Genomic DNA, 10,978 nt, shown 5'->3' on the forward strand with positions numbered 1-10,978 from the left:
GAATGGACGTCATAGCCGGCAAAACGCAGGGAAACTCGACCACGGCGCATAGACGCTCGCAACACCGGCGAGTGCGAGCGCAATCCCTGCAGCAACGCGGACTTGTCGCTTGCCGTTGATCGTGCGCAAGAACGTCAACCCGCTGGCGGCGGCGACGACGGCTGGCAGGGTGCCGACACCAAAGCCCGTCATGAACAGAAACCCGCGTAGCGCCGAACCCGTCAGAGACGAGAAGAAAACGGCTCCGTAGAGCATCGGACAGGCGTTGAGGCCCCAGATGATGCCCAACGCGTATGGTCCCGCGATCCTTCTGTGTCTCAACGGTTCGAGGGCCGTCCCGGCCATCTGGCCGAGGTAGGAAGCCGCGCGGTCGAGGAATACTATCGTCGGCATCACGCCTGCGAGCACAAGGCCCATCCACATGAGCGAAACGGCAGCGGCCCATTGCATCATCTCGAAGCTTATGCCACCGCGTTTCGCAGCAAGTCCGGCGCCCATCGCGCCACCCACGGCGCCCAGAACGGCGTAGGTCGTCACCCTGCCTGCTTGCAGGAGCGATAATTGCGCATAGCGTTGTCGCGGTGTGGTTGCGTCAAGCAATAAGAGCGCGCCGCAAGCGATACCACCACACATGGCCGCGCAGTGAAGGCTGCTTGCCAGCCCAAAAGCGATGCCGGATATCAGCGTTTCAAGCATGGCGATCGCCGGATTCATCCTGCGACGATAACGTTTTTGTGGGCTCGCCGTCCTCGATGGCGCGCCAACCCGCGCCTTCGAGATCTTCGAATTGTCCGCTGCGAAGCGCCCATAGAAAGCCAGCGAGTCCCATGAGCCCGAGTGTCAGGGCTGCCGGCATGAGCCAGGCGAGAGATGTCATTGAGCGCTCCTCGCCGGCTTTAAACGTAACTTCTTGGTTCTAAGCCGGACCGCATTAGCCGTAACCACGATCGACGAGGTCGACATGGCGAGCGCCGCGACCAGGGGTGTTACGTGCCCAAGCATCGCGATCGGCACGAATACGAGGTTATAGCCAATGGCGATTGCAAAGTTCTGCAGGGCCATCTGGCGTGCGGCTTGCGCCACCATCATCGTTTCGATAACGGATCCCAGCCGGTCGCCTTGGAATACCGCATCGGCGGTCGCCTGGCTGATGTCGACGGCCGATGCGGGTGAAATCGAGGCAAATCCTGCGGCGAGGGCTGGAGCATCGTTCAATCCGTCGCCGACCATCAGAGGTTTGCGTCCCTCGGCGCGCAGATCGCCTATCCTTGTCAACTTCTCGGAGGGACGCAGGGCTGCGCGCCATTGGGAAATTTCGCAGGCAGAGGCGGCACGTTCCACCGCTCCCGGGCGATCTCCGGACAGCAATTCGATTTGGTACCCTGCGCTTCGCAGGTTCTGCACGGTTTCGCGTGCATCGGGGCGAATCTGATCGATGAAGCGGAAGCCGGTAAGTTCGCCGTCTCTCGAGCTGTACCATAGGGACGCTTCAGGGTTCTGGTCGACGTTTGCACCGACCCACTGCGCCGATCCGAGCCGTTCTTCTACGTCGTTTTCAACATGGGAGAGACCACAGCCTGGAACTTCCTGGACGTCCTCGATCGCTTCAATTGCAATGTGCCGGTCGCGCGCAGATCGGACCAAGGCCTGGGCGTAGGGATGGCGGCTTGTGATCGCGAGGCTCGCCGCGCGAGACAGAACAGCGCGATCGACCGACTGATCTTCGATCAGCGTAATCTGCGCGAGAGTAAGCGTGCCGGTCTTGTCGAAAACGACGCAATCGACCTCGCTCATACGCTCTAGACCATCAGCTGCTTTGACGATGATTCCGCGACCAAACAAGCGACTCATGGCGGCGACCTGCACGGCCGGTACGGCGAGCGCCAGCGCGCAAGGGCACGTTATGATCAACACAGCAATGGCGTGCGTCAGCGAAAGCTCCCATCCGCTTCCCATGATCATCCATGAGGCGAACGTGAGCAGGCCGAGAATGTGTACGGCAGGCGCGTAGAACCGGGCTGCTCTATCAGCTAGTCGCACGTAGCGCCCGCGGCTCTGTTCGGCCGCTGTCATCAGCCGGCCGATCTCAGCCAGAAGCGTGTTTTCGTCAGATGAGGTGATGGAGATGAGGAGTGCCCCACCGCCGTTCACGGTTCCCGCGTGAACATGGCTGCCGACGGCAACCGTCCGTGGGACGGTTTCGCCGGTGATCAGGCTTTCGTCGATCTCGCTCGTTCCAGTGATGACGTTGCCGTCGCCCGGAATACGCTCTCCGGCCGCCACCATCACGCGCATTCCAGGAGTCAGGGCGCGAGCAGAGAGAGACTTCGCGGTTCCGTCCTCCGACACGACGGTGGCCGTCATTGCGCGAAGGCTCAGCAAATTCTCTGCGGCACCTCGCGCGCGCACGCGCATGCTCTCATCGAGCGCGCGCCCAATCAGGAGAAAAAAGACGAGGGTCGTGGCGGCGTCGAAATAGACTTGTTCCGATCCGCGTATTGTCTGGAACAGGCTCATTCCCGTTGCGAGCAGCACGCCCAGGGAAATCGGAACATCCATGTTCAGGCGGTGCGCCTTGAGTGCTGCCAAGGCGGAGCGGAAAAACGGTTGGCCGGCGTAGGCGATTGCGGGAAGCGCAATCAGTGCCGATACCCAATGGAAAAGATCGCGTACCGAATTGTCCATATCGGATACTTCGCCCGACCAGACCGATACGGATAGCAGCATGATATTGGCTGCCGCAAAGCCCGCCACGCCGAGACGCGGGATGAGTTCACCGGTGCGATTGCGCGAGGCGGCGGTGTCCATGCCCTCGATGAGCTCGGCTGCCGTGTAGCCGACTCGCCGCAACGATGAGACAAGATCGGAGGCGTCGGGATGAATATCGTCCCCTTGACGGCGAACCATGACGGTCACGCGCCTCAGGGCGAGATTGGCTCGTGCGGCGGTCACACCCCGAACACTTTGTAGCGCCGTTTCGATAATGCGAATGCAGCTGCCGCATACGATGTCGGGAACTGAAAGCGTTATCGTCTCACATGTCGTCGCCGCGTCTTTCTCGCGCTCGCTCGATGGGAGCGGGGGTGTTGCGATCAGGGCTGCTTCCATAGCCGCGCCTTTGAACGATAGACCACATTTTCAGGCTTAGCGTCCGTTTCGCTGACGAAGAATGAGAGGTCCCAGGTGCCTGGGGACAAATCGGTGAGATTGACGCGATAGGTGCCGGAACCGATTTCATTGAAGATGATGGCGCGGTCTGCTCTGTCCGTGGCAGGGCGACCGACCGAGCCCTTGACACTCAGGCCGCTAAGGCCGTGACCGTCGCGGTCTTTCAGCGTCGTGCTGAAGATGCCAGTTGAGGTGTCAAACTTCGACTCTTCCGTCCAGCTGAGTTGATCCTGCTGGCGTTGCTGGGCGATGCGCTGATTGTAATGAAGGCCAGTGCGATATGCATCCGGCGTGTCGCCACCAAACGTCGAGATCGCATCGTAGATCATCACGCCGTTGACAGCCGTAACCGTCAAAAAAAATGCGATCATTCCGAACAGGACATGCCAGCCGTTGATGCCACCGGTTACCGCAAGAGTTTGCTTCATGATCCTGGCCCACTGAATGTCGTTGCGCGCGATGTTTCACGTCCAGTCGACATATCCCGCACGGTGACCAAAATGGGAGTGGAATCTCCCTTTAGTTCTTTGCGTTCCCCGGGGCCAATCGAAAGGAAGAATTTCACGGCCCGGACTTCAGAAGGCTTTATGTCGATTACCGGATCTTGGCCCTCGAACTCCACGAACTGAAGCTTAGCACCCGGAACGCCCGTGGCGGATATCCTGAAGCTCTTCGCCGTCTCCGTCTTGTTGGTGATTTTAACCGTGTAGCCATTGCGAAGGCCGCCATTGCTGAGCGTAACGAACAGAGGGTTGCGGTCGGGCGCCACGCTCACGATCGTGTCAGCGCGGTTGAGAAGCGACCACAGCATCAAGCCGCCAACGGCTGCGATCAACGCGGAATAGAGGATCGTGCGCGGCCGCACGATTCGCCAACCGCTTCGTGGCTCCACGCTCGCGGTATCGAGGTTCGCCATCGTCGTGTAGGCGATCAGTCCGCGTGGTCGTCCGACACGATCCATGATTTCATCACATGCATCTATGCACAGAGCGCACTGGATGCAGGCGAGTTGAGCGCCGTCACGGATGTCGATTCCCGTCGGGCAAACGGACACGCACGCCTTGCAATCAACGCAGTCGCCGCGGCCTTCCCAGCTTTGCTCGCGTTTGTGGGAGCCACGCGGCTCGCCCCGAGCTTCACGATAAGAAATGAATAGTGAATCGTGGTCGAGCATGGCGCCCTGAATGCGCGGCCACGGACACATGTAAATGCACACCTGCTCGCGGGCCATGCCGCCGAGCAAGTAGGTGGTCAGGGTAAAGATGCCAAGAAAAGTGTAAGCGACTGGAGATGCCGTGCCGGAGATGAGTTCGCGCGCCAATGTCGGCGCGTCTTGGAAATAGAACACGAACGCGCCACCGGTAGCGATGGCAATCATCATCCACGACAGATGCGTTGCAGATTTCTTCCAGAGCTTTTCAAACGTCCAGCTGCTCTGATCCAAACGCATTCGCGCGTTGCGATCGCCTTGCCAGAAGCGTTCGACGGCGATCATCAAGTCGGTCCAGACCGTCTGCGGACAGGCGTATCCGCACCACATTCGGCCCGCGACTGCGGTGACTAGGAAAAGAGCGAGTGCGGAAAGGACGAGGACGCCCGTCACGTAGTAGAATTCCTGCGCCCAAATTTCGATCGGGCCAATCAACAGGCGCTGATTGGCGAAATCGAAGAGGAGTGCCTGGTCAGGGAGGCTCGGCCCGCGGTTCCATCGGATCCACGGCAGTATGTAGTAGATCGCCAACGTAACCGCGGTCACCGCCCATTTCACGTTTCGGAAGGTGCCGTGAGCTTCCTTGGGGTAAATCTTCTGGTGGGCGGCGTAGATGCTCGACGGCGCAGCGGTATTCTTCGCGGCCGGAGCGTCGTCGTCTTTTTTGTCGGCGATGAACTTGTTAGGTCCGCCCATCAGTGTCATTTGGGCGCCTCGTGAGGTTCGTCTTTGTGCTCGGACTCGCCCTCCTCTTTTTTCGGTTCAGGCTTTCCACCACCGAGCGAATGGACGTAGAGCGTGACCATCTTGATCGAAACAGGATCTAGACGGCCGCCCCATGCCGGCATCATGCCGCCACGACCAGTTTCGATACTGTGCACGACGGCCTGTTGGCTGTTGCCATACAGCCAAATTGCGTCGGTCAGGTTGGGCGCACCGATCTCAGTGTTGCCCTTGGCGTCAGCGCCGTGGCAGGCCGCGCAGTTGTCTGCGAATATCGCTGATCCACGAGAGGCGGCAGCGGCATCGACGTCCAAGTGAGAAAGGGAGCGCACATAATTGGCGACGTCGTTGATTTGTGCGGGCTCGAGGATCTTATCGAGACCGAAGCGGGGCATGGCCGTGTCATGCGTTTTGGGATCACCCGACCTCGCACCGTGTGTAATGGTCGTTTCTATGCTCTCGAGATCGCCGCCCCAAAGCCAGTCGTCATCATTGAGGTTGGGATAGCCGACCGCGCCCTGAGCCCCGCGGCCATGGCACGGCGCACAGTTGTCGCCGAAAATCGCGGCGCCGCCATCTCTCGCGAATTCGAAGAGCTCGGGATTCTTTTTAACCTCGGCAATAGGCATTGCCGCGATTGCGGTTCGGTATTTGTCCTGGGCCGCTTTTGCCGCCGCCGCATCCTTGGCGACCTGGTCCCGCTGGCTATAGCCGAACCAGCCTTTGGTATAGCCGTTGAAGGTTGGCCATGCGGGATAGACGATCCAGTAGCCGAATGCCCAGACGATGCAGGCGTAGAACGTATAGAGCCACCATCGCGGAAGTGGCTTATTAAGTTCGGTCAGGTCGCCGTCCCAGACATGCCCGGTGGTCTCGGCACCTGTAACTTCATCGATGCGCTTATGGCTGGCCATGGGATCACTGCTTCTCTGTTTTATTGTCTTGTTCGATCGCCGCTTTCGCGATGTGATCGAACTTTGCTTTGTTCGAGGAGCGAAATGCGTAGACGAAGGCAGCCGCTAGCAGCGTCATGAAGATCGCCATCGAAACGAGCTGCGACAGCACCTGTGCTTCGTCGTAGGTCATGTTTTCACCGAAGGTTCTGGCCGCTGGCGTCGAACTTCGTGAAGTCGACGAGCGTGCCCAACATCTGAAGATAAGCGACGACGGCATCGAGTTCTGTCGGCTGAACGTTGTCGCCGACCTGACCATCGAATCGTCTCACCTGCGCCTTCGGATAGCGCTGAACCAAGGCCTTCGCCGAATCGGTGTCAGGCGATATTTGCGCAGATAAATCGGCTTTGGCGTTCGTCACCATTTCGTCTGTATAGGGCACCCCGATTTCCTGCAGGGTCTTCATCCGGGCGCCGATGTTGTCGTAGTTGAGCGGCGTCTTTTCCAGGAAAGGGTAGCCCGGCATGATCGAAGCCGGCACGACCGCACGCGGGTCGCGCATGTGTTCCACGTGCCAAGCGTCGGAATACTTTCCGCCGACACGAGCGAGGTCGGGGCCGTTTCGCTTTGATCCCCATTGGAAGGGGTGATCGTACATGCTCTCGGCCGCGAGCGAATAATGCCCGTAGCGCTCGATCTCGTCTCGTAGCGAACGGATCATCTGGCTATGGCAGTTATAGCAGCCTTCGCGAACGTAGATGTCGCGTCCGGCCAATTCCAACGGCGAATACGGGCGCATGCCTTCGACTTTTTCGATTGTCGACTGCAGCATGAAGAGCGGCGCGATCTCGACGATGCCGCCGATCGATACGACAATCAGCGCGCCGATCAGAAGGATGAGAGAGTTTTTCTCGAAAACTGCGTGGTTCATGATTCCCTCCCGTTATTCGGCCGGTGCGGCGACGACGCCGGGGCGGAGTTCGGGGGCAGCGGCAACTTTGGGCTGATCTTTGACGTCGACCGGCTGGTCGCCTCTGATCGTGCGCCAGACGTTGTAGGCCATGATCAAGCCACCGAGCAGGAACAGCACACCGCCCGTCGCTCGAATTACGTAAGGCCAATGAAGCGCCTCGACGGTCTCGATGAAGGAGTATTTCAGGAAGCCCAGGTGATCGTAGGCCCGCCACATCAAGCCTTGCGTGATGCCGGCAACCCACATCGAAGAGATGTAGAGAACGATGCCGATCATCGCCAACCAGAAGTGCCATTCGACGAGGCGCATCGAGTAGAGGCCTTCGCGTTTCCAAAGCCACGGTACCATGCAGTAGACAGCACCGAAGGAGATCATTCCAACCCATCCGAGGGCGCCCGAATGGACATGCCCGATGGTCCAGTCCGTATAGTGGGAAAGGGAATTCACGGCCTTGATCGACATGAGCGGGCCTTCGAACGTCGACATGCCGTAGAACGCGACCGACACGACGAGCAGACGGATGACCGCGTCCGTTCGCAGCCGGTCCCACGCGCCTGAAAGCGTCATCAGGCCGTTGATCATGCCGCCCCACGAGGGCATCCAGAGCATGATCGAAAACGTCATACCGAGTGTTTGCGCCCACTCAGGCAGGGCGGTGTAATGAAGGTGGTGCGGACCAGCCCAGATATAGAGGAAGATCAGCGACCAGAAATGGACGATCGACAGACGATAGGAATAGATGGGCCGCTCAGCGCGCTTCGGGATGAAGTAATACATAATGCCGAGGAAGCCGGCGGTGAGCAGGAAGCCGACGGCGTTATGTCCGTACCACCACTGCGTCATCGCTCCTTGAACGCCGGGGAACAGCGGATAGCTTTCAGACCCCAGCCATGAAACCGGCAGCGATAAATTGTTGACGATGTGAAGCATGGCAATCGTCACGATGAAGGCGAGGTAGAACCAGTTCGCAACGTAGATGTGGGGTTCTTCGCGCTTTCTCAGCGTGCCGAGAAAGACGAGCAGGTACACGACCCATACAATCGTCAGCCAAAGATCGGCGTACCATTCCGGCTCGGCGTATTCTTTGCCCTGGGTGATGCCAAGCACGTAGCCCGATGCTGCGATGACGATGAAGAGCTGATATCCCCAGACGACGAACCAGGGTGCCCATCGGCCAGGAAGACGGGCGCGGCACGTTCGCTGCACAACGTAGAGCGAGGTGGCGATCAACGCATTGCCGCCAAATGCGAAAATAACGGCCGACGTATGCACGGGCCTCAGCCGACCGAAGTTGGTCCAGGGAAGATCGAGGTTGAGCGCGGGAAACGCGAGCTGCCAAGCGAGGACGTCGCCCACGAGAAATCCGACGATGCCCCAAAACACGCAGGCGATCGTCGCGACCCGGATCGGGCCATCGAAATAGCCCGACGGTTTTTCGGTTCGTTCCGCCGGCCGGGACGCAATGACGAATAAAGCGGCGGCGCTTGCAAGCCCAAAGATAAGGCCGTGCAATCGCATGCCGCCGTCCGTGCCGGCAATAGCCAGGATCAAGCCGATAGTTGTGAAAAGCAGAGCACTCGCGAGAACCGGAATGTTGCCCATCCGACCCGTGGTTTCCGTCACAGCCGTCCCTCCGCGCCCGTTCGTAAGGCATCATTTTTATGAGGAAGCAGTGATCAATCGGGCGGCGCATGGCGACCTTGACTTGCGTCAAGAGGGGGGCGGGTCAGAGTTCATTCGTTCGACCCATATGTCGGATGAAAGACCTTGGGTTTGCGGTTCTTACCCGGGCAGACACGAAGCACCGACTGCAACAGCGCTCCCAAAAGCCTTGGCGGCCAGCCCGCTTTCCTGGTTCGCCTACGCGGACGAAAGCGACACCGATGAAACATCGCGATAGCCGGCAGGACACGGCAAGCCGTCGCGGATCCATCGGAAAAGAAGTGAGGGTGCCTGCTTCTACAACGGACATATCACCGGGAAAAAATCCCCGGCGAATCTGGATTGCTTATCGGGTGTCGCTCGTTAGAACGGCAGAAGGGTCTACGCGCGGGGTGAGCTCGGACAGTCGTGAAGCTTCTGATTGTCGAGGATCATCCAATCGTGATTTCCGGATGCCGCGCCTTATTTGCAGAGGCAGGTGGGATGGAAATCGAGGAGGCGCGCACGGCAGCGGATGCGCGTCTCGCTCTGACCCGTGACGCGCCAGACGTGACCATCATCGATATCAATCTGCCGGACGGATCCGGTCTTGAGCTTACACGCGAGTTCGTTGCGAACTATCCAGATCTTCGCGTCGTCGTGTTCTCAATGAACGAGACACCGATCCTTGCGGTGCAGGCGCTTCAGGCCGGGGCGAAGGGTTACGTCAGCAAGACGGGAGGCTCGACGGATCTGCGTGAGGCCGTCTTCGCTGTTGCGCGCGGCGAGACCTGGGTCTCGGGAGATCTGATTCAAGCGATGGCGTTGCTCCGCGCTCAAAACGGTGCGACGGCAGAGCTTCTCAATGAACGGGAGCGACTGGTGTTGCGCATGCTGGCGCGCGGGCGAAGCATGGCAGAGATCGCCAACGATATTTCGGTCTCCTACAAAACGGTGGCGTCCGACTGCGCGCTTTTGCGAAAGAAGCTCGGTGCCCGTACGTCGACCGAATTGGTTCGGATCGCTTCTGAGCTGAAGCTGATTTAAAATCTGGCCTGCATCTTTCCCGGGAAATTATTCCCATATTTCCTTCCAAATTATCACCTTAAGTCGGGAAATTATCCTCTGATACTTTGCCAAATGTATTGCGTTCCGGAGGGATGATCTCCGGTTGCCGGGCACGATTTGCAAATCGGGCGCGCGCTCGAGCCGCCCACAGAGGAGCCTTTCGATATGCAACTGCGATATTTGACGGCCGCTGCGCTACTGGCGATTGTTGGCGTCGCTGCCGTTCAATCCGTCAAGCCGGTAAGTGCAGCTTCGGCCGCGCTGACGAACCTTGATCCGGATAGCGACGGCACCGTCGATGTAACGGAAGCGAAGAATGCGGGCGTTAAGGCGTTCAGCAAACTCGATCCGGACAAGGATGGCACGCTGGACGCGAAGGAACTCACAGGGCGCGTCGATGGAGCCGGCCTCAAGACTGCAGATCCCGACACCGATGGAACGCTCGATCAGAAGGAGTACGAGGACCTCGTCGTCCTTCGATTCAAAGCGGCTGATCCAGACAATGATGGAACCCTTGACGACAAGGAGCTAGCCTCTGACGCAGGTAAATCCTTCCTGCTTCTCGTGGAGTGATTTCCTTGGCTGCCCGGATTTTCTGCAAGTCACTTTCGGGCAGCCCCTTTCTTCTGTGTGCGCGCGCACGGTTTGAAGTCGCGTGTGACTTTCGCGCTGTTGAGCTTTGCCCATTTAGCCTGCACGCTATCTGAAATTAAGAAGAGGCTTTGGAGGCACGCTCGAGGTTGGGGTCACACAAGGTGTGAGCAGCTAGCCTTTGGAGATGCCAATGTCCTTGCCAGATCTTTCGCGGTTCGCTGTTCTTCTCGTGTCGGCGAGTGTTTTGACGGCTGCCGCCCAATCGGATGAGCCCGTGCGGGTGTCCGGCTATTTCTGCGGGGCCAAGTACGAGCAGGTCGCATTCTTGCAGCGTCAGGCGGCCGGAGACAGCGAAGAAATCGCCGCGAATAACGTCAATAAGGTCGTGGGCAAGCAGACTTGCGCCTTCTTCCTTCCTGCTCATGCCATTCCCGTCGGAGACGAAGCGGTGATGAGTGACGGTCTTGTCTACAAGGTGCAAAGCTTCATATTTCTTCCAGAGAAAGTCGAGCGATGGACCGGAACGTATTTCGGGTCGATGCAGTCGAAGCGCACGTTCAGCGAACTTTGATCCTGATCATCTGTCTTGATCATAGTGCCCGTCGGTGAGGGTCGTCGGGCAGCTTGCCTTCGGGAAGGCAGGGCCTCGCAGAAGCGGTGCACTTGATGGTGTCGAACGGGCCTGGATGACACGTCAAGGCTTTGTC

General features: G+C 58.9%; 12 protein-coding genes. 3 read left to right on the forward strand and 9 right to left on the reverse strand.

What is annotated here, in order from left to right; all coding sequences use genetic code 11:
- Positions 1-9: 9 nt before the first annotated feature.
- From EKK30_RS11975 to ccoN, 9 genes are read right to left on the reverse strand one after another with little or no spacing between them, the layout of a single operon-like run.
- Complete coding sequence (locus EKK30_RS11975) at positions 10-696, reverse strand: sulfite exporter TauE/SafE family protein (protein ID WP_290985206.1); 687 nt, start codon at positions 694-696, stop codon at positions 10-12.
- Positions 689-877: a cbb3-type cytochrome oxidase assembly protein CcoS gene (gene ccoS / locus EKK30_RS11980; protein ID WP_290985209.1), complete on the reverse strand. Its 189-nt coding sequence runs from the start codon at positions 875-877 to the stop codon at positions 689-691. Before ccoS ends, EKK30_RS11975 begins: the two co-directional genes overlap by 8 nt.
- Complete coding sequence (locus tag EKK30_RS11985) at positions 874-3,108, reverse strand: heavy metal translocating P-type ATPase (protein ID WP_290985211.1); 2,235 nt, start codon at positions 3,106-3,108, stop codon at positions 874-876. Before EKK30_RS11985 ends, ccoS begins: the two co-directional genes overlap by 4 nt.
- Complete coding sequence (locus tag EKK30_RS11990) at positions 3,093-3,596, reverse strand: FixH family protein (RefSeq protein WP_290985213.1); 504 nt, start codon at positions 3,594-3,596, stop codon at positions 3,093-3,095. Before EKK30_RS11990 ends, EKK30_RS11985 begins: the two co-directional genes overlap by 16 nt.
- Complete coding sequence (ccoG, locus tag EKK30_RS11995) at positions 3,593-5,083, reverse strand: cytochrome c oxidase accessory protein CcoG (protein ID WP_290985216.1); 1,491 nt, start codon at positions 5,081-5,083, stop codon at positions 3,593-3,595. The genes EKK30_RS11990 and ccoG overlap by 4 nt, the downstream gene beginning before the upstream one ends.
- Entirely contained in the window at positions 5,080-6,015 is a 936-nt protein-coding gene (ccoP, locus tag EKK30_RS12000; RefSeq protein WP_290985219.1) for a cytochrome-c oxidase, cbb3-type subunit III, read from the reverse strand. Before ccoP ends, ccoG begins: the two co-directional genes overlap by 4 nt.
- 4 nt (positions 6,016-6,019) lie before the next feature.
- Positions 6,020-6,187 (reverse strand): cbb3-type cytochrome c oxidase subunit 3, encoded by a 168-nt coding sequence (locus EKK30_RS12005; RefSeq protein ID WP_290985222.1) that lies wholly within the window; start codon positions 6,185-6,187, stop codon positions 6,020-6,022.
- Between the two features lie 4 nt (positions 6,188-6,191).
- A complete protein-coding gene (gene ccoO, locus EKK30_RS12010; protein WP_290985225.1) occupies positions 6,192-6,926 on the reverse strand; it encodes a cytochrome-c oxidase, cbb3-type subunit II in 735 nt (244 codons plus the stop codon).
- Between the two features lie 12 nt (positions 6,927-6,938).
- Complete coding sequence (gene ccoN / locus EKK30_RS12015) at positions 6,939-8,570, reverse strand: cytochrome-c oxidase, cbb3-type subunit I (RefSeq protein ID WP_290985308.1); 1,632 nt, start codon at positions 8,568-8,570, stop codon at positions 6,939-6,941.
- A 468-nt stretch (positions 8,571-9,038) separates the two neighbouring features.
- Between ccoN and EKK30_RS12020 the strand changes: the two genes are divergently transcribed.
- From EKK30_RS12020 to EKK30_RS12030, 3 genes are all read left to right on the forward strand, one after another.
- Positions 9,039-9,656, forward strand: a complete 618-nt coding sequence (locus tag EKK30_RS12020) for a response regulator transcription factor (RefSeq protein ID WP_290985228.1) — start codon at positions 9,039-9,041, stop codon at positions 9,654-9,656.
- A 186-nt stretch (positions 9,657-9,842) separates the two neighbouring features.
- Complete coding sequence (locus tag EKK30_RS12025) at positions 9,843-10,250, forward strand: EF-hand domain-containing protein (protein ID WP_290985231.1); 408 nt, start codon at positions 9,843-9,845, stop codon at positions 10,248-10,250.
- A 211-nt stretch (positions 10,251-10,461) separates the two neighbouring features.
- Entirely contained in the window at positions 10,462-10,842 is a 381-nt protein-coding gene (locus tag EKK30_RS12030) for a hypothetical protein (RefSeq protein ID WP_290985233.1), read from the forward strand.
- Positions 10,843-10,978: the final 136 nt, after the last annotated feature.

The organism is Hyphomicrobium sp., from assembly GCF_003987855.1.
Taxonomy (GTDB): Bacteria; Pseudomonadota; Alphaproteobacteria; order Rhizobiales; family Hyphomicrobiaceae; genus Hyphomicrobium_B.